The 26,232-nt window shown below is 57.6% G+C and carries 26 protein-coding genes (1 of these 26 cut by a window edge); 17 read left to right on the top strand and 9 right to left on the bottom strand.

The features are described 5' to 3' along the window. Positions 1-8 precede the first annotated feature (8 nt). The 4 genes from ACFSKT_RS18430 (at position 9) to ACFSKT_RS18415 (ending at position 2,716) form a co-directional block, all read left to right on the top strand. Positions 9-302, top strand: a complete 294-nt coding sequence (locus ACFSKT_RS18430; protein ID WP_377718779.1) for an antibiotic biosynthesis monooxygenase family protein — start codon at positions 9-11, stop codon at positions 300-302. 182 nt (positions 303-484) lie between these two features. Beyond that, positions 485-943: a GyrI-like domain-containing protein gene (locus ACFSKT_RS18425; protein WP_377718730.1), complete on the top strand. Its 459-nt coding sequence runs from the start codon at positions 485-487 to the stop codon at positions 941-943. 16 nt (positions 944-959) lie between these two features. Next, entirely contained in the window at positions 960-1,928 is a 969-nt protein-coding gene (locus ACFSKT_RS18420; protein ID WP_377718731.1) for a DMT family transporter, read from the top strand. An 11-nt stretch (positions 1,929-1,939) separates the two neighbouring features. Next, positions 1,940-2,716: a PhzF family phenazine biosynthesis protein gene (locus tag ACFSKT_RS18415; RefSeq protein ID WP_377718732.1), complete on the top strand. Its 777-nt coding sequence runs from the start codon at positions 1,940-1,942 to the stop codon at positions 2,714-2,716. Positions 2,717-2,830: 114 nt separating this feature from the next. Here the strand turns inward: ACFSKT_RS18415 and ACFSKT_RS18410 are convergent, their stop codons facing one another. Then, positions 2,831-3,139, bottom strand: coding sequence for a WGxxGxxG family protein (locus tag ACFSKT_RS18410; protein ID WP_377718733.1), 309 nt, complete (start codon positions 3,137-3,139; stop codon positions 2,831-2,833). 190 nt (positions 3,140-3,329) lie between these two features. Between ACFSKT_RS18410 and queD the strand changes: the two genes are divergently transcribed. The 3 genes from queD to queC are packed head-to-tail and all read left to right on the top strand — an operon-like array spanning position 3,330 to position 5,241. Next, a complete protein-coding gene (queD, locus tag ACFSKT_RS18405) occupies positions 3,330-3,812 on the top strand; it encodes a 6-carboxytetrahydropterin synthase QueD (RefSeq protein WP_377718734.1) in 483 nt (160 codons plus the stop codon). Next, positions 3,802-4,518, top strand: coding sequence for a 7-carboxy-7-deazaguanine synthase QueE (locus tag ACFSKT_RS18400; RefSeq protein ID WP_377718735.1), 717 nt, complete (start codon positions 3,802-3,804; stop codon positions 4,516-4,518). Before queD ends, ACFSKT_RS18400 begins: the two co-directional genes overlap by 11 nt. Positions 4,519-4,539: 21 nt before the next feature. Then, on the top strand, positions 4,540-5,241 hold the full coding sequence (gene queC / locus ACFSKT_RS18395) for a 7-cyano-7-deazaguanine synthase QueC (RefSeq protein WP_377718736.1): 702 nt from the start codon (positions 4,540-4,542) through the stop codon (positions 5,239-5,241). 104 nt (positions 5,242-5,345) lie between these two features. On the opposite strand, the gene ACFSKT_RS18390 is transcribed toward queC, so the two are convergent. Further along, positions 5,346-6,566 carry a GGDEF domain-containing protein gene (locus ACFSKT_RS18390; RefSeq protein WP_377718737.1) on the bottom strand — a complete coding sequence of 407 codons (1,221 nt, stop codon included), beginning with the start codon at positions 6,564-6,566 and terminating at the stop codon, positions 5,346-5,348. Between the two features lie 115 nt (positions 6,567-6,681). On the opposite strand from ACFSKT_RS18390, the gene ACFSKT_RS18385 reads away from it, so the two are divergent. From ACFSKT_RS18385 to ACFSKT_RS18375, 3 genes are read left to right on the top strand one after another with little or no spacing between them, the layout of a single operon-like run. Continuing rightward, positions 6,682-7,812 (top strand): glycosyltransferase family 4 protein, encoded by a 1,131-nt coding sequence (locus ACFSKT_RS18385; protein WP_377718738.1) that lies wholly within the window; start codon positions 6,682-6,684, stop codon positions 7,810-7,812. 24 nt (positions 7,813-7,836) lie between these two features. Beyond that, the gene (locus ACFSKT_RS18380; protein WP_377718739.1) at positions 7,837-9,174 is read left to right on the top strand and encodes a metallophosphoesterase family protein; all 1,338 of its coding nucleotides are present in this window, start codon (positions 7,837-7,839) and stop codon (positions 9,172-9,174) included. Then, on the top strand, positions 9,171-12,422 hold the full coding sequence (locus ACFSKT_RS18375) for an AAA family ATPase (protein WP_377718740.1): 3,252 nt from the start codon (positions 9,171-9,173) through the stop codon (positions 12,420-12,422). The genes ACFSKT_RS18380 and ACFSKT_RS18375 overlap by 4 nt, the downstream gene beginning before the upstream one ends. A gap of 63 nt (positions 12,423-12,485) precedes the next feature. Here ACFSKT_RS18375 and ACFSKT_RS18370 read toward each other — a convergent pair whose 3' ends face one another. Continuing rightward, positions 12,486-13,529 (bottom strand): YkvI family membrane protein, encoded by a 1,044-nt coding sequence (locus ACFSKT_RS18370; protein WP_377718780.1) that lies wholly within the window; start codon positions 13,527-13,529, stop codon positions 12,486-12,488. Positions 13,530-13,691: 162 nt separating this feature from the next. On the opposite strand from ACFSKT_RS18370, the gene ACFSKT_RS18365 reads away from it, so the two are divergent. From ACFSKT_RS18365 to ACFSKT_RS18350, 4 genes are all read left to right on the top strand, one after another. Continuing rightward, positions 13,692-14,261: a xanthine phosphoribosyltransferase gene (locus ACFSKT_RS18365; protein ID WP_377718741.1), complete on the top strand. Its 570-nt coding sequence runs from the start codon at positions 13,692-13,694 to the stop codon at positions 14,259-14,261. A 91-nt stretch (positions 14,262-14,352) separates the two neighbouring features. Continuing rightward, positions 14,353-14,673, top strand: coding sequence for a hypothetical protein (locus tag ACFSKT_RS18360; protein ID WP_377718742.1), 321 nt, complete (start codon positions 14,353-14,355; stop codon positions 14,671-14,673). A gap of 93 nt (positions 14,674-14,766) precedes the next feature. Beyond that, positions 14,767-14,991 carry a hypothetical protein gene (locus ACFSKT_RS18355; protein WP_377718743.1) on the top strand — a complete coding sequence of 75 codons (225 nt, stop codon included), beginning with the start codon at positions 14,767-14,769 and terminating at the stop codon, positions 14,989-14,991. 254 nt (positions 14,992-15,245) lie between these two features. Further along, on the top strand, positions 15,246-16,001 hold the full coding sequence (locus ACFSKT_RS18350; protein ID WP_377718744.1) for a divergent polysaccharide deacetylase family protein: 756 nt from the start codon (positions 15,246-15,248) through the stop codon (positions 15,999-16,001). Here the strand turns inward: ACFSKT_RS18350 and ACFSKT_RS18345 are convergent. Further along, entirely contained in the window at positions 15,969-16,688 is a 720-nt protein-coding gene (locus tag ACFSKT_RS18345; RefSeq protein ID WP_377718745.1) for an N-acetylmuramoyl-L-alanine amidase family protein, read from the bottom strand. The two genes, ACFSKT_RS18350 and ACFSKT_RS18345, sit on opposite strands and share 33 nt — an antisense overlap. Positions 16,689-16,824: 136 nt before the next feature. Here ACFSKT_RS18345 and ACFSKT_RS18340 point away from each other — a divergent pair, with 136 nt between their 5' ends. Next, positions 16,825-17,061 carry a YqzE family protein gene (locus ACFSKT_RS18340; RefSeq protein ID WP_377718746.1) on the top strand — a complete coding sequence of 79 codons (237 nt, stop codon included), beginning with the start codon at positions 16,825-16,827 and terminating at the stop codon, positions 17,059-17,061. On the opposite strand, the gene ACFSKT_RS18335 is transcribed toward ACFSKT_RS18340, so the two are convergent. The 3 genes from ACFSKT_RS18335 to ACFSKT_RS18325 form a co-directional block, all read right to left on the bottom strand. Beyond that, positions 17,044-17,955, bottom strand: coding sequence for a hypothetical protein (locus ACFSKT_RS18335; RefSeq protein WP_377718747.1), 912 nt, complete (start codon positions 17,953-17,955; stop codon positions 17,044-17,046). The genes ACFSKT_RS18340 and ACFSKT_RS18335 overlap by 18 nt on opposite strands. Before the next feature lie 156 nt (positions 17,956-18,111). Further along, complete coding sequence (locus ACFSKT_RS18330) at positions 18,112-19,089, bottom strand: YqhG family protein (protein WP_377718748.1); 978 nt, start codon at positions 19,087-19,089, stop codon at positions 18,112-18,114. Further along, positions 19,086-20,894, bottom strand: a complete 1,809-nt coding sequence (locus tag ACFSKT_RS18325) for a DEAD/DEAH box helicase (protein ID WP_377718749.1) — start codon at positions 20,892-20,894, stop codon at positions 19,086-19,088. Before ACFSKT_RS18325 ends, ACFSKT_RS18330 begins: the two co-directional genes overlap by 4 nt. A 270-nt stretch (positions 20,895-21,164) precedes the next feature. Here ACFSKT_RS18325 and ACFSKT_RS18320 point away from each other — a divergent pair, with 270 nt between their 5' ends. Next, the gene (locus ACFSKT_RS18320) at positions 21,165-23,792 is read left to right on the top strand and encodes an adenosylcobalamin-dependent ribonucleoside-diphosphate reductase (RefSeq protein WP_377718781.1); all 2,628 of its coding nucleotides are present in this window, start codon (positions 21,165-21,167) and stop codon (positions 23,790-23,792) included. Between the two features lie 139 nt (positions 23,793-23,931). Here the strand turns inward: ACFSKT_RS18320 and ACFSKT_RS18315 are convergent, their stop codons facing one another. Both ACFSKT_RS18315 and ACFSKT_RS18310 read right to left on the bottom strand, forming a co-directional pair. Beyond that, the gene (locus ACFSKT_RS18315) at positions 23,932-25,107 is read right to left on the bottom strand and encodes a M20 family metallopeptidase (protein ID WP_377718750.1); all 1,176 of its coding nucleotides are present in this window, start codon (positions 25,105-25,107) and stop codon (positions 23,932-23,934) included. Positions 25,108-25,159: 52 nt separating this feature from the next. Beyond that, entirely contained in the window at positions 25,160-25,369 is a 210-nt protein-coding gene (locus ACFSKT_RS18310; protein ID WP_377718751.1) for a DUF2536 family protein, read from the bottom strand. Between the two features lie 146 nt (positions 25,370-25,515). Here ACFSKT_RS18310 and ACFSKT_RS18305 point away from each other — a divergent pair, with 146 nt between their 5' ends. Then, a protein-coding gene (locus ACFSKT_RS18305) for a stalk domain-containing protein (RefSeq protein WP_377718752.1) crosses the window boundary here: on the top strand, positions 25,516-26,232 show its 5' portion. Its footprint extends 510 nt past the window's final position; 717 of the gene's 1,227 nt are visible here — the first part of the coding sequence; its start codon is at positions 25,516-25,518; the stop codon falls past the right edge of the window.

Genomic DNA, 26,232 nt, shown 5'->3' with positions numbered 1-26,232 from the left:
GCATTGTCATTATACTTGAAGTCGCTATTTTGAACGTGAAACAAGAATGGAACGATTCGTTCGTCGATACCTTTCGGCAAGCCTCTTCGATCATCGCTTCCATGAAGGGCTATATTCGTCATGAGCTGCAGCGCTGCCTCGACCGGGAAGGGCAGTACGTGCTGCTCGTCTGGTGGGAGACCTTGGAAGACCACGTCGAAGGTTTTCGCCAATCGGAGGGCTATCAGGAGTGGAAGCGGCTGCTTCATCATTACTATGATCCGTTCCCGATCGTCGAGCATTACGAGAATATCCCGCTTTAAGCGGTGGGATGGAGCATCGACAGCGGCGGGACAACTTGACCGCAAATTTACATGTAAATCCCAGAAAATGTTACCTAAGCCGCTTCCCTACGTGGTACACTGGACATATGCGCGGCAGCGAGGCTGTCCCTGCATAATGGGGACGGCGCCCGCCAACACTCGCTTAAGGGAGGTTTATCGCGATGAACAATTGTGCCGTAGTGATAAAACCCGTCATCCATCTCGTCGGCCTCAGCTACTGCGGACCCTACTCGGCGATACCGGATGAAGCGATCCGATTGCAAAGCGAGTTTTTGTCCCGCAAGCATGAAATCCAGGGCGAGGTCGACACGAATTTGCTGCACTGCCCGTATTTTGGCAACGAAGTATTCGTCAGCTACCTGGCTTGCTGGGAAGTGGCGGGCTCGCATCTCGACCACGTGCCGGAGGGGATGGTCCAATTTACCATACCGGAGCGGACATACGCGATGGTACGATGTACGAACAAACGGATCGGCGAGGGCTACGAGACGCTGCTGGCCTGGATGAACGAACAGCGATTAGTGAAACGGGACAATGCCGTTTCGCTCGAGATTTATTATATCGATGAACATCTTGAGGAGGAGCATGTCGACCTGCTGATTCCGATTGAACATCAATAAAGGAGTAACTTGCATCTTGATTACCGCAGAACGATTTTACCGGCATCCGCTCGGCATCTTGGCAGCATCCGGACTTGCCACGCTACTATGGGGAAGCTCCTACCCGTTTATCAAGTGGAGCTATTCTTCTTTGGCTATTGGACGCACGGATACGTTTGAGCAGCTTTTGTTTGCCGGCTACCGATTCACGCTGGCCGGGCTGCTCATTCTTCTTTTCATGCTGGCCCGCCGGGAACGGCTCGCCTATCAACGCGGGAGCATGCGCATCTTGGCCCCGATCGCGATGTTTCAAACGGTGCTGCAGTATATTTGTTTTTATGCCGGCATGGCGCTAAGCAGCGGCGTGATTGGTGCGGTCATTGCGGGGACGATCTCGTTCTTCCAAATCGCGCTCGCCCATTTTGTCTACCGGGATGACCGGCTGAACGGTACGAAAGCTACGGGTCTGCTGATCGGGTTCTCGGGCTTGGCGGTTCTTGGCTTCTCGAACGCGGCGGATACCGGCGGACCGATCTTTTCCGTGGGCGAGATTCTGCTGATGGCGTCCTCCTTCTTCTCCGCGGCGGCGAATCTGATCTCGCGCAGAGGCGCGTCGGCGTACAGCGTCACGTATTTGAACGGCTACCAAATGCTCCTCGGCGGCATCGTCCTGATGTTGATCTCCGGCTGGCGCAGCGGGTTCGCGCCGTTCGCGTTCGACCTGAAGTCCTCGCTCATGCTGCTTCATCTGGCGCTCGTCTCCGCGGTCGCATTCATGCTGTGGAACAACGTCATGAAATACAATGCGGTCGGCAGCGTCTCGATGTACTTGTTCTTGATTCCGGTCTTCGGCGTCCTGCAGTCCGCGCTGCTGCTAGGCGAGCAGCTGCATCTGTCAGTGCTGGCGGCGCTGCTTCTGGTCAGCTTGGGCATCGTGGTCGTCAACCGGAAGAAGGCGCCCGCGGCGTTCCAGCCTGCATCGGATACGGCCGGACTGACCAAGTAGGAGGACTGGATATGGCGTTACCCTTTGCACTAATCGACGCATTCGCATCTGCGCCGTTCACGGGCAACCCGGCGGCGGTTTGTTGGCTGGAAGAGCAGAAGGACGAGGAATGGATGAAGCTGACGGCCGCCGAGTTGAACGCGCCCGAGACGGCTTTTCTGGAGAAAGTCGAGGACGGCTACCGTCTGCGATGGTTCACGCCGGCAGCCGAAAGCGAACGTTGCGGCCACGCGACGCTTGCAGCCGCTCACTTTGCGTATGAGCAGGGACTGGTCGAGGACGGCGTCGAAGTCCGGTTCCATACCCGGTTCGGCTTGCTGACGGCGACGAAGCGCGAGGACGGGATACGGCTCGACCTCCCCGCCGAACCCGCCGAACGGGCGGATGCGCCGGAAGAGTTGATCCAAGCGCTAGGTCTCATTCCTCGCTTTACAAGCCGTAACCGCATGGGGTATCTGATTGAGGTGGACAGTGAAGCGACAGTCCGCACTTTGAAGCCGGACTTCATGCTGTTATGCCGTCTCTCCGCGCAAGCGGTGATCCGCGGACGCGAACACGATTTCGTGTCGCGCGTGTTTATGCCGGCTTCCGGGCCCGACGAGGATTTCGTAAGCGTGTTTGCGCATTGCGCGCTCGCGCCTTATTGGCAGCGGCGGCTGCGGAAGGACGAGCTTCTTCCGTATCAGGCGTCCCGGCGGGGCGGAGAGCTTCGGCTGCACCTGGAGCAGGGGCGGGTATTCATGACGGGGCGCGCGACCACGATCGTAACGGGCCATTTTCGGGCGTAAACGCTAACGTTTGATTTAACCTAAGAAAAACGCCTCTCCTTCCTTGCTGCGCATGCAAGCGAATGGAAGAGGCGTCTTTTTGTCATGCAGAGCCAATGCTTTCCAGCCTTACACCTAAGCTCTCTCGCGGTCGCGATGTCGGTCTTTGCCTCGCATGCCGGCTAATCCTAACAGACCGAGCAGGCCGAGCCAGCCCCATTCGAATCCGTCGTCATCAGTTGCGGCGTATGCCCGTAAATTGTTGTTGCCGTTGTTGCCGTTGTTGCCGTACGTGTTCAGCATTCGCGTATCATTCGTGCCGTATCCTTGCGTTTGGTTCTGATTGGCGCGGTGGTTATCGGACATATTATCCGCCGAAACCGACGCAGCGCCGGAGAGCGACAATGCGGCAAGCAGCGATAGTGTAGCAAGCTGTTTTTTCATGTGAACCTCCGTTAGTCGGGAATGGTGATGCAAATTTGCACAGTCTTGTTATGCCCTAATTGCGCCGCGCTTAGCGATGGATAGCAATGGCAGGCGAAATCGGGATGCTCCGCAGGCGCAAAGACTGGTTCTGCGCGTGGCGGCATGCTATAATGAGCCTACTTCAAGATGGACGAGGTGCTATAATTACGTGACTTACGAAATACCGCAGAAAGCCCAGCAATTTGGGACCGATATCAAGCAAGAACAGCTGCGCTACCATAACCGGAGGGTGCTCGTCTCGAAAGAATTCACGTTCGACAGCGCGCATCATCTGCATTTATACGAAGGCAAATGTAAAAGCATGCACGGTCATACGTACAAGCTGCAAATCGTGATGTCCGGCAAAACCGATTACCGCGGACTGACGATCGACTTCTCGGATATCAAGCGCATCACCAAGGAGCGGGTGATCGACAAGTTAGACCACCGGTACTTGAACGACGTGCTGCCTCCGATGAACACGACGGCCGAGAACATGATCGTGTGGATTTACGAGCAGATCGCGAAGGCGCTTGTCGAGGAAGGCTATGCGCCGAACGTCCGGCTTGAGGAAGCGAAGTTATGGGAGACGCCGACGAGCTACGCGGCCGTTACGCGCGAGCTGATGGAGGCGGTCGAAGATGGCGAATAACGCAGAAGAAGCAACGCGCGATCCCATGGCGATCCGCTTGCCGATGGTAGAAATATTCGAAACGGTCGAAGGCGAGGGCACCCGCGCCGGTTATCCGACCGTTTTTGTCCGTTTATTCGGGTGTAACCTCCGCTGTGTCTGGTGCGATACAACGTACAGCTATCCCCCGGCCAAGGCCGAATTCACGATGTCCATCGGCGACATCGTCCGTCAAGTCGAACAAGAGTACAAGGCAGCGCACATTTGCTTTACGGGCGGCGAGCCGCTGCTTTATGGCGACCGGTCGGCGGCTCTTCTGGAAGCGCTGTGCGGGATTGAACGCATCGTTGACGTCCATGTGGAGACGAACGGCGCGATCGACCTGGCTCCGTTCTTGGATGGCATTCGTTCGCCCAAGGCGCGATATGTCATGGACTACAAACTGCCGGACTCCGGCGAGAACGATAAGATGCTCCACGAGAACTTCGCGCTGCTACGGCCGCAGGATGAAGTGAAGTTCGTCGTCGCCACGGATCGGGATTTCGATGCGGCGCTGGAGGTGCTGGACCGGTATCCAACGGCGGCGCTGCCGTTGTTTAGTCCCGTTTGGGAGAGCATGCCGCCAGCCAAGCTTGTCGAGCGCATATTGGCTAGCGGTAGACCGGGCATCAAGCTGAACTTGCAGCTGCACAAGATTATTTGGGACCCTGCCAAGCGGGGCGTATAAGGATTGGAGTGGAACATTCTCATGAGCAAGCAGGAAGAGAAGAAAGCCGTCATCATTCTGAGCGGCGGTTTGGACAGCACGACATGCATGGGATTTGCGAAAGAAGCCGGTTATGAACTGTATCCGATTACGTTCGACTATGGCCAGCGGCATCGGATCGAGCTGGCGAACGCGCGTAAAGTGGCCGAGTTCTACGGCGTGGCGCAGCGTTATAAGGAAGTGAAGCTGGGCTTCCTCCGCGAGTTCGGCGGAAGCGCGCTGACGGACGACGCCATTGAGGTGCCGAAGGCGGCGGATGAGGCGGTTCAGGAGAGCGAAATTCCGGTAACCTACGTGCCAGGCCGCAACTTGATGTTCTTATCGATCGCGACTTCGTACGCCGAAGCCGTCGGGGCGGAAGCCATCTACATCGGCGTGAACGCGCTCGACTACAGCGGGTATCCCGACTGCCGTCCGGAATTTATTGCTAAAGTGCAGGAAGTGATGACGCTTGCGACGAGAGTCGGCGTGGAAGGCAAACCGATTACGATTCAGACGCCGCTGCTCGATTTGACGAAAGCGGATATCGTTCGCGAGGGTACGCGGATGGGCGTTCCATACGAGCTGACGACCTCCTGTTACAACGGCGAAGTCGAAGCCTGCGGCGAATGCGACAGCTGCAGACTGCGGCTAAAGGGATTCGCGGAAGCGGGCCGCGTGGATCCGATTCCCTACAAAGCCTAGCCATCGCGGACGCAAGCAGACGATCCGCAGCGCGGGAACGAGATAGAATAAGAAGCCGCGGATGCGATGCATCTGCGGCTTCTTGGTTTGCTTCTATAAACTTTTTAATCGCCGTCTCCAGCCGCCTTCCGTTTCGCGGACTCCGGCTTGGAGCGTGACCGCGGCTTCGTAAGCTTCGGCATGTTCGGATGCAGCGACACTTTGTTTTTGCCGGTCGTCTTGGAGTGATACATCGCTTCGTCGGCTTGCTTCACGACGTCCAGGACCGGACAGCCGCTCCCCGCGCTGACGCCGACGCTGACGGTGACGATCGTTTCTTTCTCGACGCGGCTGCGAATGGTCTCGGCGACCTGCTCGGCGTTCGCGCCGGGCGCGGATATGAGCGCGAGCAGCTCTTCGCCGCCATAACGTCCGGCCGCGCCGATGCCGCTCGTTTCTTCTTTCAGAATTTCCGCGATCTGCTTGAGCACCCCGTCCGCCTTATGGTGGCCATGCGTATCGTTCAGACGCTTGAAATTATCGATATCGCAAAAAATGATCGCGATCTGTCCTTGCTCCCGCATCGCGCTATCCGCTTTCTTCTGAAAATGCTTGCGGTTATAGAGCGAAGTCAATCCGTCTGTAATGGAAGAATGGAACGTCGTGACGAGTCTCTCCACGACCCACTCGAACAAGAGTACGAATAGCAGCGTATAATAGATAGCAGGCAGCCAGTTATAGACGATTGTCGTGAGCGCAACCGCGCCATGGAAGAGATATCGCTCCGCCAAACCGACGACGTGGAAGATCAAATAGACGATCAGACTGGCGGAATACGGCAGCCGTTGCTCGATGCCCCTGCTGCTGAGCATGATCGCCGATATGACGACCAAGCCGTATAAATCGAGGGCAACCGTGCCGTAATAGGGGACATTTCCCGATTCGGCGATGGCGGTCGGTTCGATCGAAAGGCCGGCCCCTGCGGCGATAAGCGCGCCAGCGCCGAGTATCAGGAAAGGCATGCCCTTTAACCTGGAAGAAGGCTGCGTATACAATTTCATGAACACAAAGTTTATAATGATAAAAGATAGCAGGCTGAGCAGCGATTGCATGATCAGCACATCGGGATAGCCCGATAGATCGCGGTCGGATTGCGACAGCATAAAGCCGTACTGGGCACAGATGGCGGCCAACACGCCGATCAGCAAACGGTAAATGCCGTTGCGCTTGTACATGCGGTGCAATCGGATCGCCATGAAGAGCATGAGGGCGACGATCGTAACGACGCTGGCCGAGGCAAAGGATTGCCCGCCCGGTCCGGCCAGCCAATGAGGCGTTGTCATCATATGAGGTCTCCTTGACGTTCGTTTCCTATCACTTTCGCTAACTTTACAGAAACATATGTTCTAGTATATCATGTTTGAGGCAGGCGGCAAACTGTCTGCCTTTAGGAGGAAGCCTATGAAGATTTTGCAGGCGCTGTTTTTTCCGCCGGAGCAGCCGGGCGGGGTCTCGTCCATGATCCCGTACGTCCAAGACCGATTTAACAAGATCGGCTGGCCCATGGAGCTGTTCTCGCTGCCGAAGCGGGTCCGGGGAAAAGGACAGGAAGAGGTCGTCTTCGATACGTTCGACCCGAAGCCGTTTGAAGGGCATCCTATCGTGGATAAATATTTGCAGACGTACCGGGATTACGTATGGTGGACGAAGCTTCGCATGACGAAGCGCTTCGATCTCGTCCATGCCCATCATCCGATCGCAGCGCTCGTCATGAAGCAGTTGTATCCGGACACGCCGCTCGCGATGACGGTGCATTCAAGCTACGAGCGCGAGCTGATCCTCAACGGAAAGATTGCCGAAGGCGGACCGGAGCACAAGTTTCTGACATCCATTTATCGCGAGCTGGAGCATAAGGCGGACCGAATGCTGACCGTATCCGAGTCGTTCCGCAGCTACTTGACGCCTTACGTGGATCGGCCCGAAGCGATCGGCGTCATTCCGAACGGCTTCGACGAGAAGCGCTTCAAGCCGATTTCCCACGAGAACGAGGTCGTCCAGTTGATTACGGTTTGCCGGCTCGTGCCGGCTAAGGGACTCGACATTCTGCTTCACGCCTGCGCGGAGCTGAAGCGTCGCGGCCACCCGTTCGTGCTTCATATTATCGGTGACGGCCCGATTCGGCCGGAACTCGAGCAGCTCGCGCTGCAGCTGGACTTATACGACGATATTATTTTTTACGGGTACATGCTTCATCCGGAAGAATTCATGCCGTTCTTCGACGTCTTCGTCTTGCCGTCACGCGCGGAGGCATTCGGGTCGGTATTCGCGGAAGCCGCGCTCTGCTGGCTCGCGCTGATCGGGACGAACGTGGGCGGCATCTCGGAACAAATCGAGAACGGCGTGAACGGCTTGCTCGTGCCGCCTGAGGATCCGATCGCCCTTAGCGACGCGCTTGAGAAAGTCATAACGGATCCCGTATTCCGTTACAATATGGCCCGGCATGCCTGGAACAAGGCGAAGCGGGATTATTCGCTTCATCGGGTGATCTCCCAGTTGAAGCAAGTTTATATCGATCTGAAGCCGGAATCGTAGCATTCCGGGCAGGAGGTTAAGGTCATGGGCATTCGTTTTCGCTTTATACACGCCGCTGACCTGCATGTCGACAGTCCGTTCCGAGGATTGACTGAGGCGCCGGCGCACGTGAGAGCGGCGCTCGGCGAATCGACCTTCGAGGCCGTCAGGCGGTTGACCGAAGCGGCTATCGCGCATCGCGTCGATTTTATCGTCATCTCGGGCGATCTATATGACGGGGCAGATCGTTCGCTGCGGGCGCAGCTGACGCTCCGCCGCGAGTGGGAGAAGCTGCACGCGCACGGCGTGCAGCTGTTTGTCATCCACGGGAACCACGACCATCTATCGGGATCGCAGGCCAATTTGGAACCGGTGCCGGGGGTTCATGTATTCGGTTCGAACCAGGAAGAAGGATACGCGCAATCCGTCCCGGCATATACCCGCGGAGGCGATTTGTGCGCCTATGTGCACGGCATCTCATACGGTGCCAGGGCGGTAAACGAAAATCTGGCCACGCGGTACCGCCCCCGCCAAGACGGGACGTACGAGATCGCGCTGCTTCATGGCAATGTGGACGGCGACGCCTCGCACGATCCTTATGCGCCTTGTTCGCTTCGCGAGCTGACCGGCATGCCGTTTCATTATTGGGCGCTGGGCCATATCCATGGAAGAGCGGTGCTGCATCGGGACCCGTATGTGGTTTATGCCGGCAACACGCAAGGCAGGCATAGGAAAGAAACGGGAGCGAAGGGCTGCTATGTAGTGGATGTCACCGAGAACCACCTGACAAGCCTGAACTTCGTGCCGCTGGATACGGTGCGCTGGGCGGTCGTCGAGGTGGATATCGCAGGACTTGCGACGGAGCATGCGCTCATACAGGCGATCGAGGACGGCGTGACCCGCCAAGCGCTGCAGCACGAAGGCCGCGCATCGATGATTCGGGTTCGTCTTGCCGGCAGAGGAGCCCTTCACGCCAAATTGCTGCAGCCCGAGTACGCCAAGGACTTGACGGAGGGGCTTCGCGCGCAGATGGAGATGCGATCGCCGATGTCCGAGGGAGAGAACGGCTGGATTTGGCTGACCGGCATTGAGGTCGGGACGAACGCGGAACTGAACGAGGAGGCGCTTAGAGAGGAAGAGGGCTTCGTGGGCGAGTTATTCCGTTCCACGGAGGAACTATTGGCAGACCCCCTCCTCATGGCAGAGCTGGCGGAAGAGGCGGCTGAATCGCTCTACCTCAATGCCCGGCTCCGGCGCATGCTGCGAGAGTTGACGCCCGATGCGAACGCCCGCATTGCCCGGGAGGCGGCCGAATTGGCGCTTTCGCTCGTCGCCGGTGCCGATGCGCAGCATGGTTCGGGAACCGGGGAGGAGGGAGCATGATGCGCTGGAGCGGTTTACATATCGAAGGATTCGGCAAATGGTCGGATTACCGGTTGAAGCTCGGCGACGGGCCGACGGTCATCTATGGACCGAACGAAGCGGGGAAGAGCACGATACTCGGATTTGCGCGAAGCATGCTCTATGGTTTCGCCTCCAAGGCGAACAGAACCGAGCGTCAGGAACCAATCTATGGCGGCAAGCATGGCGGCCGGCTGTATTTTCAAGATGCGCAGGGGCAGAATTACGTCATGGAACGTTATGCCGCCTCCTCTAGTAAGGTTACCGTCAAACGGCTGGACGAGTCGGGGGGGCTAGCTGCGGACGGGGACGTGATGGTCTTGACCCAACCGCAATGGGAACGTCAATTTCTGGATGGGATTAACGAGCGGATTTACCGCGAATTGTTCGCGATCACATTGACGGAGCTGCAGGCGATCGGCATGCTCGAAGGAGATGAGCTCGGCAAGCAGCTGTACCATGCCGGCTGGAGCGGCGGCGCGGCTGCGGCACTTGCGGAGAAGCAACTTGTGGGGCAGCTGGACGCGCTGTATCGTCCCAAAGGAAGCACGCAGCCTCTAAACCGCGCGGCAAAGACATGGGAGGAGCTGGAGAACGAATTAAAGCGGCTTTCGGATCCCATCGCGCACTATCGGCGGCTCACCAGCCAGATCGAGGAGGAAGCCCTCGTGCTTCGGCAAGAAGAAGAGGCGTTGACCGCATTGCGTGCGGAATCGGCCTTGCTTCATCGGGCGGTCGCGCAGCACAGCTTGTGGTTGGACAAGCGGACGCTGCTCCTGGAACAGGAAGCGTTAGGTGCCCGGCCGCTGCTGCCGGAAGACCTTCGTCATCGCCACGATGCATCGATGAATCAACGGGCGAAGCTGTTGGCGGAGATCGCACGTGTGGATACGGATCGCGAGGAGTGCCGGTCCAAGTTGTCGCTGCTGACAAGCGACGGGGCGGTTCTAGAGGATGCGGAACCGATCGAGCATCTGCTGCTGTCCGCCCGGGAGATCGCGTCCATGCGGACGGAGATCGCGGAGTTAGCCGCCGAGATCCGCGAGCACCGCGCGGCGCTGGCACGGCTAATAGGGCGGATTTCGCCGGAATGGACGGAGGAACGTCTCTCCTCCTTCCAAGCGACGGTGGAAGATCGGGACACGTTAAGGCGCTGGCGCGGACGCGAAGCGGAGCTGCTGCGGGAGAAGGAAGCGGCCGAGACGCTGCTGCGAAGCATCCTTCCCGATATACGCGAGTCGCGTCAGCAGCTCGAGAAGTGGCAGCGGGAAATGGAGTCGCTTCGGCATCGACGCGTCGGAATCGAGCTGAAGCCGCTGAGCGCCGAAGCGCTGCAGACGGCAGCGCGTCTGTTCGAAGACGCGGTTTGGGAATGGGAGCTGGCCGAGCTCCGCGGCGGGCAAGCGGCAGAGTCCGCTCCGTCCCGGCGTAACCGGCTTACTCCCGCTGGCCTATTCTGGACCGTTGCCGTCGTCCTCGGTTTTGCCAGCGCGCTGCTCGCCTGGAGCGGATCGCCGGCGACATCGGCCGCTGCCGGCGCCGGGGCGATCGCCGGCGTGTTTGGTGCTTTATTTTGGCCCAAGCAGGCGGCTGTCCATCGCACTCGCACGGCCGACGCCGGAGCAGCGGAGCGTCAGGCAGCCGCCAATCGGCTGTCCGCCGCGGTCGGCGCGTTAGCCGCCGAGCCGGGACCCATCATCACGGCGCTTCGCCTGGGATCGGATACTCGGGTGTCCCATCGCGCGCACAGCAGCAGAGCCGGGAGAGCGCGGGCTGCCGCAGCCGACGCGATAGCTCAGGGCGAGGCGGAGGCTGCCGCTAGTGTAGAGAGTCGAGCCGATGGGAAGGAATCCATCCGCAATGCGATCGAGCAGCGGCTGGAGCAGCTTAGAGAAACGGGGCGGGTGCGGGAGAAAACGCAAGAAGCGGAGACGAGATTAACCCGCATGCATGCGCAGGAGCAAGAGGCGCGACAGCGCGCGGAAGCGGCCGTTCGCGAGCTGAACGACCTGAAGTCGCGCCGCGAACAATGGCTGACGGCGAGAGGTCTGCCCGCTTACGTGACGGCGGAAGGCGCGCTTGAGCTGCTCGACTTGGCGGAACAGGGACAGGATCGGTTGCAGCAATTATCGAGATCCATGCTGAAGCATGCCGAACTGACAAGACGGGTTTCCCGGTTCGGGCAGGAGGTTGGCGATATTGCGGCCCGCTGCGGCATGAATGGCGATCGGGTCACGGAAGAACCTGAGATCGTCATCCGGCAGCTGCATGCATTGCTTCAGCGTCAATTGGCCGCAGACGCGGAGGCGCAATCGCACCATCGCCAGCTGGAAGCCTTGGATGCTTCGGCGGCTCAATTGCATGCGGAGCTGGCCGTCCAAGAGGCGCAGGTCGCGCAGTGGCATGCGATGGCCGGAGCGGCGGACGCGCTCGAATTTGCGAACGCGCTCGAAACGTCAGAGCGCAGAAGATTTCTTACTGCGTCCCTCATCCGAATGGATGCCGAGCTGGGGGCCGGCTTAATCCCCGAGCAGCATCAGCAGATCGAAGCGTGGTATGCCGTCTCCGACGAAGCGTCGCTTCGCCTTCACGCCCAGCGGACGCACGAAAGGCTGACGGAGCTTGAGCGCGGTTATCGGGACCGTTCGGAGCAGATCGGCCGTTTGCGCCAGGAGCTGGACACGCTGATTCGTCAGGACGATAGACGCCGGCTGGCGGAAGAGAAGGAGCAGACTGCGGCCGTCGTCGAAGAATTATCGCAGCAATATCTCGTCCGCGCGGCGGCGCTTGCGATGATTCGCCGAACGAAGCGAATCATGGAAGAGAAGCGTCAACCGGGCGTTCTCCGAGACGCTTCCCGCTACATGGCGCGTCTGTCGCTGGGGCGGTATACGCGTATCGTCATACCGGACGGCGCGCACACCGTGTATCTGCATACGCCGGACAACCGGGTCGTCGATAGCGTGCATGTGAGCCGGGGAACGGCGGAGCAAGTATACCTCGCCATGCGGCTGGCGCTCGCGGATGAAGCGTCGGCCTCTGCTGGACTGCCGATGATGCTCGATGATCTGTTCGTCAATTTCGACCGCGCGCGGTTGGAAGCGGCGGTGGAGATCGTGAAGGAGCTTGCCGGCCGCAGGCAGCTGCTGCTGCTGACTTGCCATCCGCATATTAGAGATTTGCTGATAGAAGCGATGCCGGCCGCACAGCTGGTGGAATTGACTTCCTAGGACGAAGTGCGAATCGTCCTGGAAGGATTCCGCCGCGTGCGGCCTTTTTGGTTTTTGGCTCGCTTATTTTTTAATGTCCGACAGCCGAAGCCGGATAAGAAGCGCGAGCCACCCGAGACTGATAAGCCCGAAGAACGGATACAGCGTGGAGAGCAGCGTGCCGAAGCCGATCTGACTGAGCAGATAGCAGATCAGCAGAATGCCCAATATGATGAGCGTCGGCGAAACTTTGAAGCGTTCCTGCAGCTGCAGCGTCAACCCGTAAATATCGGCGATCAACGTCGTGAAAATTTCCGCGAAGATGAGGAAGATATACATCCACTGAATACCGCTGCCCAGCTCGCGGGCGATCGCGCCCATCGGGATCGCGAACTGCTGAATGCCCGGCATGTACGCCGACAGCGCGAAGTGACCCGAGATCAGCATAAATCCAATTCCGATTCCGCCGAGCCAAGCGCCGGATATAATCGTTTTGCGGTCTTTCGTCTCGGCGCCGAGCGGCACGAGCACCGCTTGGGACATGGAGAGATTAAAGGCGGCATACAGAAACGGCGATAGCCACGCGGCTAGCGGCGAAAGGTCGCTCGTCATGAGGATCCACCTGTCCGCTTCAGGGGTGTTCATCGTATCCATCACGATGAGCACGGTGAACAGCAGCATGACCGGCACGACGACCGAATTGACGGCCAAAATGGCGTTCATCCCTTTGCGCAGCAGCAGGTAGCAGAGGAGGAGCGTGATGAGCAATCCGGATTGATACGATATGTTCCAATGCTCGTTGAATATCGAGCCCGCCCCGGCCAGCATAACGGCGGTGACACCGAATAAGACGATTAGCATGAAGTGGCTGACCCACTCGCCGAATCGCTCGCCGAACAGCGCTTTATTGACGTCCTCATAAGACTTCGCGCCAATTTCCGCAGCGATGAGCATCATTTTGGTGCCGAGCCAGATGAACATCACCGTTGCCAACAATATCGTCGCGACAGCCCAGTTGCCGAAGCGGGTGAAAAACTGCAGGATTTCCTGACCGGTCGCGAATCCGGCCCCCACGATCGTGCCCATGTACGTAAAGGCAATCTGCATCACTTTCACATATCTTTTCATTCCCATGTCCTGCCTTTCTCCGCCATTCGCTCACTCTATTACACCCTATGCCCGGGTAGGGACAGGCATGACAAGTTCCTCGATTGGATGATAGATGTGGTTGCGCATTCGGGCGCGCGTGTGGTACCTTTACGAAAAAAGGTTTTCCGTGGAGGGAAAGCGATGGAACGATTGAAGGCGCGCATTTTAGAAGAAGCATCCGTCCTGAACCAGGACGTTCTCAAATTGGATGGGTTGTTGAATCATCAGGTCGAGCCCGAACTGACGGTCGAAATGGGCAAGGAATTCGCGAGGCTGTATGCCGAAGCAGGCATTACGAAAGTCATAACGGTCGAATCGTCCGGCATTCCGGTGGCGTTCGCGACAGCCATGGCGCTGGGTGTGCCGCTTGTATTCGCTAGACGGAAGAAGACGCTCATCGCCGATCCGGACGCTTATATGGAACGGGTGCCGTCCTTTACCAAAGGGATCGTTACGGACATTATGGTCTCGCGTCAATTTCTGAAAGAGGAAGACACGGTGCTGTTCATCGACGATATTATTGCCAACGGGGATGCCGCGCGGGGGTTAATTAAGATCATCGAGCGCTCGGGCGCGAAGCTGGCCGGCCTTGGCATCGTGGTGGAGAAATCGTTCCAGGCCGGTGCGCGGACGATCCGCGAACAGGGTATTCGGGTGGACTCGCTCGTGCGCGTCAAGTCGCTCGAAGGCGGCACGATCCAATTCGAATAGGAATAAGGTCAAATGTACCATGCCTAGTGGGTTTTCGGATGAAGGTTTATCCGCTATAATGGTCATGAGAACCGAGGGGAGGCACACAAGCATGGGGAAATTTTCAGCCGAGTATTTGCAATCCAAGTTGTCCGATGCTAAAGTACACTTCGAGCGCGCGCTCGATTGCAAACATACCGAATTCGACGACCTGTATCCTTACATGATTGAACACCCGCAATTTTTCTGGTATAAACGATACGTCGCTTGGTCGGAGCTGTTAACGATCGTGAAGCTGTGCGAAGAGCTCGAATTCGCCTGGAGCGAGCAGTTCTCCCAGAAACAAGCTGAATACATCGCCAGCCGCGTGATGTCCTCGCGCGTCTTGGACGAGTGGTATGAGACGAACGGCTCGAAGGAGCATGTCGGTTAACGCGAATGCGAGCAGCGGAAGCGTGGTATTATAGTGGCCTTGGGCATGCCAATTCAGCTGCCCGAGGCCTTTTGTTATAGGAGGAAGATGAAGATGGTGAGCGATAGCGAACTGGACAAGTACCGCCAGGAAGGGACCAAAATCCGGGTCGTACGCGACGGGCTCGAACGGAATGACGTGATCGGCATCGTCGTCGCGTGGGACGCGGACACCGTATTAATCCGGCGACATAATCGCCGCGTCGTGAAGCTGAGCAAATCCTATGTATACGAGCCGTTCGATTCGCTGCGGACGGATTTGACGCAAGCGTCGGAGTGAGCGCAGGAGAGAAGCGGATCGATGTCGTGTGACGGGAACCTAACCTTTACAAGGGGAGGTTCCTTTTTCGCATGCTTCCGCGTTTGGTCGATCGATGGCGAGCGAGCGGCCAAGCTGGAATTCCCTCGGATAGATTATCGGGCTCCATCGCACAATGAGGGTATCTTCTACGCGAGAGGGGCTTATTCCGTATGCGGCATCTAGTCGTAATCATCGCTGCGCTTCTGTTAAGTTGCTTGCTTGTAGGCTTCCCGATGGCACCGATATTCGCCGAAGGAGCGGGATTCTCTGGCCGTTCTCCGTCCCCCGACCGGCAAATTGCCGTCGTCATCGACGACTTCGGCAACGGTATGACCGGCACGGAGGAGATGTTCAAGCTGCCGATCCGATTCACCGCTGCCGTCATGCCGTTCATGCCGACCACCAAACGCGACGCCGAGCTGGCCCATGAGAAGGGGCTGGACGTGATCGTGCACATGCCGATGGAACCGAATCGTGGCAAGCGCCATTGGCTGGGACCTGGCGCCATTACGACGGATTTGCCGGATGACGAAATTCGCCGCCGGGTCGAAGCCGCGATCGCGGACGTACCGTATGCGATCGGCATGAATAATCATATGGGTTCGAAAGCGACGAGCGACGAGCGTGTCATGCGTATCGTGCTGTCGGTCGTGAAGGAGCACGGCATGTTCTTCCTCGATAGCCGTACCACAGGCAAGTCCGTGATTCCGAAGCTGGCGGCGGAGCTCGGCGTGCCGCAATTGTCGAACCACGTGTTTCTCGACGATGTCTATACCGCCCAGCATATCGCGAAGCAGATGGGGGTGGTCAAGCAGCACCTTAGCGCGCATGAAGCGTGCGTGACGATCGGCCATGTCGGCCCTCCGGGCAAAAAGACGGCAGCTGTTCTTCGGGATTCGATCCCGCAAATCTCGCAGCGGGCGGCCTTCGTGAAGCTGTCCGAAATGCTGGTGCCTTCACCGGAAAAGGATATAATTCCGCACCCCTGACGCAATGGCGTCGGCGATCTGCAGCTGCGTGCGCGGATGGGTCAGCAGCGCGCGATCGCGGGGATTGCTCATGAAGCCCATCTCCACGATGACCGCAGGCTGTCGAATCGTCTTGAGAAGGAAGTAGGACTTGCCGATCCGTGGCCAAGCGGAGGTATTCTGCTGGACGTTCAACGCATGCTGAATGAAACCGGCCAACAGCGCGCTTTGGCCCTCCCGTTGGTGAAATACCAACGGTCCGTTCGCGCTGCGATCATCGGCCCAATTGACGTGCAAGCTGACGACGAGGGTCGTGTCGAGTTCGCGGCTTAATTCGGTCCGCTGCGACAAGTCTCGTTGATGGCGGGAACGGCTGCCATGCCAGCGATTGTCGTCGCTTAGCGCATAATCGCCGTCCCGGTTCATCACGGCTCGAATACCGCTTGACCGCAACAGCAAATAAAGCTTTTTGCCGACGGCCAAATTGATGTCTTTCTCCAGGAGACCGTTATAGACCGTACCGCCGTCGACGCCGCCGTGCCCGACGTCGATTAATACCTCCGCCGCGGGAAGCGCGCGTTTGTACTCCGGTTCGGGCAGGGGAGCTTGTGCTGATGCTGCTGCCGCCGGTAAGAGGAATAGCAGCGTGCAAAATAGCGACGCGGCTCTTGCGACAATGGTTGAGCGATGGGTCGGATGATGGCGCAATCACGTTCCTCCTTTTCGGCATGAATGGTTATCTTCCCTTAGACTGGCATTTTGGCAAGCAACTCATGCATGTTTGAATCGGATTGCGCGCGGGCACAATACAGAGTAGAGATGAACGAAAGAGGAGGGAAGACCGATGGCAGGACGCGATGATTTAATCAAGTACGTGACCCAGCAGGTCGTTACCTATATCGATACGCCGGAAGAAGAGCGCAAGCAGAAACGGCAAGCAGCCAAGGCTGCGCGCGAGCCTTGGCTGACGAAGTGGTTCGGCATGGCGCCGGTCGGCATCGCGCTGTGGTGGCGCGCAAGGAAAGACCGGGCCTTAGAGGTGATGGAGACGGAACAGCCGGACTTAGTCGTTGAAAAATAAGCCTTCTGATTGAATCGCGGTTAGCGGAACGAATCGCGAGCCGTATTGATCGAATGCGACAAACAAGGAGTCGTCATCCCAGCGATGGTAACCGATCGCGGGCCATACGAACAGGACTTGCTTGTCATAAAGCTCGGATGTGAAGCGAATTTGCCGTTTTTGATCCAGGAGCGAGACGAGCAATTTGCTCTGCATGCCGGCGATTGGCTTTTTGGTCAGCCATGGCATTCTTTCGTAAGCATCGAAGATTTCGTTCGTGCGCGACGCCAGAATACGGCTGTTCGTTAAAGCGATGCCGCCTGCAAGCGATTCGGCACGAAGATGAAGGGCGGCTTGTTTCCACTGCCTTTCATTAATGGGCAGCTCTTCGGCTGTCCACGCATCCAAATATCGGACTTGTCCATCCGGAGAAGTCCATTTCCAAGCGGCCAGCAGAGGGTGAACGTACAATCGTTCCAGCTTCAGCGGCCGTTTTGTCGCTTCGGCATAGGATGCGACGAGTCCTTGATGAATCATCGAGGTATAAAGCGTATTAGGGTCAAAAGCAGGATGGCGGCCGGCTCCATATTCGCCAAGTTTGAAGCCGCCCTCCTCTTTCGCATGAATAATCATATATCCGACCGGCTTCGAATCGGCGCCGCGCAGCGTGACCAGCCATCCGTGCTGACCCGGCCCGATCGGCGTGATCTCGGCTTTAGCGCCGAGCCAGTCTTGGAAGCCGTTTTGGCTGGCGATGGATTGAATCCAGAATGCCGCTTGCCGTTCAAGCTCGGATGCAGGCGATGGTACACCGCTCACGATTTTTTGCGGCTGCGGCGCCGCGGCCGTTAATACGCTCCCGCTACCCATTAACATGACGAGCATTGCCGCACATAGAGGAATCCATTTACGCATAATGGCTCACCTGCTCTTCCGCGAAGTATAAGTATGGACATTGTACCGCAGCCCGCGTACGAAGCATGTAGGAACCTGTCGCGCCGAGGCGGGACAAGCTCCTTCTTTTTTTGCCGCATAACTTCGGATTAACGGTCAATCTCCTTCTTCTTGTCGTTACCCGATTCCTGCCAAATAGAAAATGCCGCAGTTTATGGCGGATACGCTTACGCGGGGCTCATACTGCCAGCGGATTTCGTCTTGCCGGCGCTCGAATTGCGTTTGGATGGAAGCGCGAATCTCTTCATCCTCGGCCGCGGCGACCAAGGGCTCGTAATAATGCCGAATCGTGGCGAGTTCCTCTTGAAGTCGCGCGGCCGCTCCTTGCGCCCAGCCGTAATCATAGCTTTTCAGCTTGCGTTCGATCAGCGACTCGGCCAAGGAAGCGGCTTTATTCAGCGTTAGCGCATTTTTGGCGGTGTGCACGTTAGGCGGCAAGCGAGGCGTCATCCGAAGCGCAAGCATCGTTTCGTGAAACCCTTCGACGCATTGACCGGTCGCCAGCGATACGCCAATCGAATGGAATTCCTCGCGCTTCATGTCGCACGCGAATTCGACTTTCAGATTGAGGCCCAGCCAAGCCGTATAAGCGGTGGATTGAAGCGGGTGGGCATTCTTTCGGTCTGGCTCCTGGAACAGGCACACGTAGCTGCCGCCGGACTTCGCCGACTGAAAGAGCTGCTCCAATTTGCGCGAACCGAAGTGCAGATCTTCCCGTGGAATGCGCTGGTTCGTGTTCAAGCTGCCATGAACGAAGCCGAACGAGCGGCCGATGGCGGCATCCGCGGCTGCTCCGATCGCGGTCCCCGCGCCCGTACCGTTGCCCGGTGCGGTCCCCGGCTGATTCCCGTCCTGCTGCTCGCTGCTCTGACGTTCCTCGTATTTCTTCTTGTCGGTAATGAGCAGCATCGTCATCGTTTCGGGATCGGCGCCCGTCCGGTCGACGAAGCTCCAATAGAAGGGGCGATTGGTCAGATCCCGGTCGGCTTGCGGCGACAATTTGACGATAAAATGCGCGGGCGATTTTTCCACGACGCGGCAGTCCGTCGTCTCCAAATAACGCTGGACGAATTTATGCACCTGTCGCTCGTTCATGGGCGCACCTCCACCGTTTGGCCGACCGCGTCAAGGATGGCGCCGATCGGCGTATCTTCGATTTCCTCCGACTCGACTTCCTCTTTCAGGCGGCTGAGCGAATCCCCGAGATCTTGAATACGGCTGCGCAGCTCCTGCGTATTGCCGGCCTCGAGCATGGCTTTGGACAGCCGCTGCTCCAGCGTTTGATCCTCTTTCTCGAACCGTTCGAGAATATGATCCAGCCCGCCGATGACCAACTCGAACAAATTAATTTTCTCGTGCAGCAGCTCGACGATATGCTCTTCGATCGTGCCCAGCGTGCAGAGATTATAAATTTTGACGTCGTTCTTCTGTCCGAGCCGGTGCACGCGCCCGATCCGCTGCTCGACGCGCATCGGGTTCCAGGGAAGATCGAAATTGATGATGTGGTGGCAGAATTGAAGATTAATGCCCTCGCCGCCGGCTTCGGTCGCGATCAGCACCTGCGCGCGTCCGCGGAACAGATCCATCATCCAGTCTTTCTTGCCTCGGTTCATGCCGCCGCGGTAAGGGACGGCCACGAGGTTGTGCTGCCGGAAGTAGTTCAGGAGATATTCCTGCGTTGCCCGATATTCCGTGAAAATGATCACCTTGTCGTTCATCTCGCGAATGAGCTCCATCGCCTTCTCCGCTTTGGAGTTGGCTTGAATATTGCGAATGAACTCGACGAGCTCCCAAATTTTCGCGCGGATCGGCGAATCCTCGGCCGTCTTCTTGAACAAGTTCACGAGCGTCAGGAATACCGCGTCGCGGCTGGAGCACACCTCACGCTGCAGCGTCACGAGCGCCAGCATACTGGACCAGTCGCCGCCGCTCTCGTTATAGCGGTCGCGCACGAAGCCGGTCACCGCGTCATACAGCGCCTGTTCTTCGGTAGACAGCGGGAGGGGGATATTCTTGACGATCCGCTTCGTGAACTGGATGCCGCCGTCGCCCCGCCGATTGCGAACCATGACGCTCGAGAGCGCTTCCTGGAGCCGGTCCTCGTTCTTCGGCACGCGCTTATCCACAACGAAATTCGCCGAGAATTCGCTTTGACCGCCGAGCTGTCCCGGTTTGAGCAGCGTGATAAGGTTATACAGCTCGTCCAGGTCGTTCTGTACGGGCGTGGCGGTCAGCAGCAGGCAATACTTTTTGCGCAGCTGATTGACGAACTGATAGTTGGTCGTTTTTTTATTCTTCAGCTTATGCGCCTCGTCGATAATAAGCAGATCGTAGTCTTGACCCAGCAAGATATCCCGGTGAGGGTCGCGTTTGGCCGTATCGATCGACGCGACGACGACGTCGTTCTGCCAAGAGTGTTCTTTTTTCTGCGCGATGGCGGGGATGCCGAACTTCTGGTTCAATTCCCGAACCCACTGGAGCACGAGCGAGGCCGGGACGAGAATCAGCACCCGGCTAACAAGCCCGCGAACCATGTATTCTTTCAAAATAAGTCCGGCTTCGATCGTCTTGCCGAGCCCGACTTCGTCGGCGAGAATCGCGCGGCCGCTCATTTCGTGCAGCACCTTGCGAGCCGTGCTGATCTGATGCGGCATCGGTTCGAGCGCGGGCAGCGTTCTCATGCACTGCAAATCATCGAAACTCGCGATCAATTTCGATTGATCGGCTTCGACGGCTAATTGATACATCGTCCAATCGTCCCACGGGCCGTTGCGATCGACTCGCTGCTGCAGTTCGGTGAACCAGGTTCTGTCGAACTGGACGTTGACGTGCGCGTTTAATTTCCGCGTCAGAATGGAGGAAGGCTGATCCCCTCGTAGATCGTTCGCAGGTTGCGTCATGAGGAACTCCTTTCCAGGTAAAGGGTATACAAGTCCTTCATAGTATGACCTTGATCATAGCAATTCATAAGAGGGCGTGAGAAAAAGCTGTAACGTTCGGATTAGGAAAAATAGCGCCCGAAGAAGATACAGCCAGCTAGAGCGAGCTTGTACCGCGTTAGGTTGTCCGAATAGGCTGTTTTTCACTATTTACGTCTATATTTAGTGTGATACAATAGCATGAGGACACAAGATATAGTGAACGAAGCTTATGGGGAGGAACAGATGTCAATGGTTACGAAGAGCAGCAGCCGGTTAGAGGGATTGAGCGAGAAAATATTTTTGGATCGTTATGCATGGAAGCAAGCATCGCCGGAGCTTGCGAAAATGGGCGATACGGTGCTCGTCCTGACGAAAGACGACCCTAAGTTCCCGACGAAAGAAGTCGGCGAGGTCATTGCCCGCAGCGGCGACGAAGCGACCGTTCTGCTGCGCAGCGGCGAGACGATCAACACGCCGGTCGAGAAGCTGACGCTGACGGTCGAGCGCACGCCCGAGGAAATGTGGGACCGGCTGGCAGGCGCGATTGCGGGCGCTGAGCCGACGGAAGAGAAACGCGATCTATGGCGCGAGAGATTCCGCTATTTGCTTGATGATTGGAAGCTTGTTCCAGGAGGCCGGATCGCAGCCGGCGCCGGCGCAAGCGACGAGCTGACGCTCTTCAACTGCTACGTCATTCCTTCCCCGAAGGACAGCCGCGGTGGCATCATGGAGACATTGTCCGAAATGACGGAGATCATGGCCCGCGGGGGCGGTGTCGGCATTAATCTCTCGTCGCTCCGTCCGAGACGTGCGGTCGTGAAGGGCGTCAACGGCTCCTCCAGCGGCGCCGTGTCCTGGGGCGGGCTGTTCAGCTACACGACCGGATTGATCGAGCAGGGCGGGAGCCGCCGCGGCGCGCTCATGCTCATGATTCACGACTGGCATCCGGACGTGCTCGACTTTATTACCGTTAAGCAGACCATGGGTCAAGTGACGAACGCCAACCTGTCGGTTTGCGTCAGCAACGATTTCATGCGCGCGGTGAAAGAGGATCTGGATTGGGAGCTGGTGTTCCCGGATACGAAGGAAGAAGGGTACGACGAAGATTGGGACGGCGACTTGGCGAAATGGCGCGCGCAAGGCAAACGCGTCATTCATTACCGGACGGTGCGCGCACGCGAAATTTGGCACACCATCATCGAATCCGCCTGGAAATCGGCGGAGCCAGGCGTCGTCTTTATGGAATATTACAACCAGATGTCCAACAGCTGGTACTTCAATCCGCTCATCGCGACGAACCCTTGCGGCGAGCAAGGGCTGCCTGCGTGGGGCGTCTGCAACTTGTCCGCGATTAATCTTTCGAAATTCTACGATGAAGCGAACCAGGACGTGGATTGGGCCGAGCTGGGCAAGGTTACCCGCTACGCCGTGCGTTTCCTGGACAATGTCATCGATGCGACGCCGTATCATTTCGAAGAGAACGAGCGGAATCAGAAGCGCGAACGCCGCGTCGGCTTAGGCTCCATGGGTCTTGCCGAGCTCATGATCAAGCTGAAAATCCGTTACGGCAGCCCGGAATCGCTGCTGTTCTTGGATAAGCTCTATAGCTTTATCGCGCGCGAATCGTATATGGCATCCTCCGATATCGCGGCGGAGAAAGGTTCATTCGAAGCGTTCGAGGCGGACAAATTCGTGCAAAGCGGATTTATGAAGCAAATGATCGAGACCTACCCGGAGCTTGGCGAGTCGGTTGCGGCGAACGGCATGCGGAACGTCACGGTGCTTACGCAGGCGCCGACCGGCAGTACGGGGACGATGGTCGGCACGTCGACCGGTATCGAGCCGTACTTCGCGTTTGAATATTTCCGTCAAAGCCGTCTTGGCTTCGACAAGCAATACGTGCCGATCGCGCAGGAGTGGAAGGATGCGAACCCGGGCGAAGAGCTGCCTGATTATTTCGTGACATCCATGAGCCTGTCGGCGGAAGATCACATTCGCGTGCAGGCGGCGATCCAGCGCTGGGTCGACAGCTCCATCTCCAAGACGGCGAACTGTCCGAACGACTTCACGGTCGATGAGACGAAGCGGCTCTACGAGCTGGCCTTCGAGCTGGGCTGCAAGGGTGTTACGATCTATCGCGACGGCAGCCGCGACGTTCAGGTGCTCTCGACCAAGAAGGATGAAGACGACAAGGCGCAGGAGGCCGTTCAACCTGCGACAGACGATCGGGAAGCAGCTGCGGCTGCGGCGTTCAAAGTAGCGGCGGAGACGGCCGTCGCCGCGGCGGTCGAGGCGAACAAGATCGCGGAACCGATCATCGACAAGCAGTATAAGCGCCGTCCATCCATTCTACGCGGCGCGACATACAAGATTAATACGCCATTCGGCATGGCCTATATTACGATCAACGATCTCGACGGCACGCCGGTCGAAATTTTCTTGAATGTCGGCAAAGCGGGCTCCGACGTCTTCGCGATGGCGGAAGCGCTTGGCCGTGTCTGCTCGTTGTTCCTGCGCTACGGCGAGCATGGCAACAAAGTGCAGCTGCTCATTAAGCATTTGAAAGGCATCGGCGGCTCCGGCGCGATCGGCTTCGGCGCGAACCGCGTGGAGTCCATCGCGGATGCCGTGGCCAAATCGCTCGAGCTTCACATCTCGGCCAACGGGGAGGAAGCGGCATCGGTTGAAGCCGAGACGCCGTCCTTCGCGACGCTGCCGACGATCGCACCTCCGTCTTCCGCTGGCTCCGCAGCCTACGGCGGCAAGCCATCGGAAGCGCACCCGCGCGACTTGTGCCCGTCTTGCGGCGGCGCGACGCTCGTGCACATCGAAGGCTGCAAGACGTGCGGAACTTGCGGGTACAGCCGCTGCACGTAATGCGATAGGGGAATATAACGCAAGAAAGCCAGGTTGGACGATGATCCAGCCTGGCTTTTTTGTTGTTTTTGTTGTCTGGTAGTACCCGTGCGGTTGCCGAGGGCGTTTAATCCGGGGAATCAGCAGCCAAGCGAACGCTTTAGGTTGTTTTTTGTTGATCGAATTCCGCTTTGATATCCGCGAGCAGCTCGGGGTTCGTCATCACATCATAGGCGGTAGCCGCCAGCATTTTCGCGCCGAAAATCATTCTTTCGAGGGCGCGCTCCGTCATGGCGGCATCGCGGAATTCGACGGTATGCAGCAAATAACGTTCCTCGACAATCTTGACGTAGGGATGGATCGCAGGACAGCGCAGCGATACATTGCCGAGGTCCAGCGAGCCATGATCCACGCCGGTCGTAATGTCGCGCTCCGGAATACCGGCCTCAAGCAAATTGGAGGTAAAGACGTCCGACAACGTCTCGTTCGTGCGCAGTTCGTCGTACGACAATTCGTAATGGTTCCACTTCAACGTGCAGCCGGTTTGCAGCGCCGCGCCTTCTGCGCATCGTTTCAGCTTTTCGGTAAGCTCGTTCGTGTACGGGCGCGAAGCGGAGCGTGCGTAAAATTTAGCGGACGCGTATCCCGGTATAACGTTCGGAGCGGTACCGCCGTTGTCGATGATGCCATGAATCCGCGCGTCGGGCCGCGTCTGCTGACGCATGGCGTTAATCGCATTGAACAGCTGGATGACGGCGTCCAGCGCATTCACGCCTTCATGCGGACTCGCCGCAGCATGCGCCGTTTGCCCGAAGTACTCGAACTGAATCGCGTCCATGGCCAGCGACGAGCCGGACTTCTCGAACTTGTAGTAGGGGTGGGCCATTAGCGCAAAATCGCAATCGTCGAATAAGCCCGCGGCCGCCATCGTCACCTTCGCGCCGTTTGTTTCCTCCGCCGGCGTGCCGTAGATCCGAATGATGCCTCCGGTTGCATCCGCGACCGATTTGAGCGCAGCGCCAGCCGCGAGACTCATGATGCAGATCATATGATGCCCGCAGGCATGCCCAACTTCCGGCAGCGCATCGTACTCGCAGAGGAAGGCCGCGATCGGTCCGGGACGCCCCGTATCGTAAGTGCCAATGAAAGCCGTCTCCAATCCGAGCACGCCGCGTTCTACCTGAAACCCTTGGCGCTCAAGCTCCTCCGTTAATTTCGCAGCGGCGAGAAATTCTTTGTTGCCCAGCTCCGGATTTGCCCCAATGTACCGGGAGATGGCTTTGTAACCGCCGCTATTGTCGTCGATATGCGCCAACACGTCGTGTTTCGTCTTCATTCTCATGCTCCTTGCTCGCTCATCGTGATCAGAATTCCGCGATGACGGCTTTTTACTTTTTCGCTTTAAAATGGACTGTCGCGCTATAGAGCATTTTCTCCGCTCTAGGATCGAATACGACGTTGTGCTGCACGGCGTTCACTTCCAGCAGCATGGCTTTGTTATCGTCAATTTTGACCGCGATTGTTTTTTCCAGGGAAGCAAGGTCGTAAGCTTGGAAAAATTCGACCTTATCCGTTAATCGGTCCAGCATGAAATCCATGTTCATTCATCACCCGTTTGCGTTTTTCTCTATTATAGGGGTCTTGGCCTTTGTTGATCAATGAACCTATCAAACATGCTATAATGATAGCGATATTCATAGATTGGGAGAGGATCAAAATTAAGGGATTTTATAAAAAGGCCGCAATGGCCGTCACCGCAGCCGCGCTGCTCCTATCCGGTTCGCAAGCGGCGCTGGCAGCGCCTGCCGGCAAGCCTTCCGTTTCGATTATGCTGGATGGGTATCCGCTGAGTTTTCCGAGCGAACCGGTCATTGTCAACTCCACGAACATGGTACCTTTTCGGGCGATCGCGGAGGCACTGCGCATTACGGTCGTCTGGGATCCGGGGAAGAGAACGATTACCGCTACGAAAACCGTGAAGGGCAAGATGAAGAAGGTTGTCTTGCAGCTGAATAGTAAGCAGGCGATCGTGAACGGAACCGCGGTGGCACTGCAAGCCGCACCAATTAACCAAGCAGGCAACACGCTGGTGCCGCTTGCCTTTTTCAGTTCGCAGTTCGGCGCCGGCGTCGCATGGAATGGCGCAACGAAGGTCGTCACGATTCAATCGCCGATCGAAGATATCTATACAATGGCTTATTATGCGATGTCGTCTTTTAAAGAACGCGCGTATATCGATTCGCTCGACGCTGTTTCGTTCGGCTGGTCTCGGATTAGCAAGGAAGGCGAGCTTATTTTCGACGGCATCGATTTCTACTGGCCTCAAGCCGCGGGCGAGATTACGCCGGAAAGCATCGTGGCTAATGCTGCCGCCAAGGGAACGGACCCGTACTTTATGGTATTTGGCACGGATGGTTCGGGAGAAGTAACGAAACTGCTTGGCGACGCTAACCTTAGCGCC

It is taken from the genome of Paenibacillus xanthanilyticus (genome assembly GCF_042682185.1).
GTDB classification, from domain to species: domain Bacteria; phylum Bacillota; class Bacilli; order Paenibacillales; family Paenibacillaceae; genus Paenibacillus_Z; species Paenibacillus_Z xanthanilyticus.
This window is presented reverse-complemented; position numbering and strand designations above follow the sequence as displayed.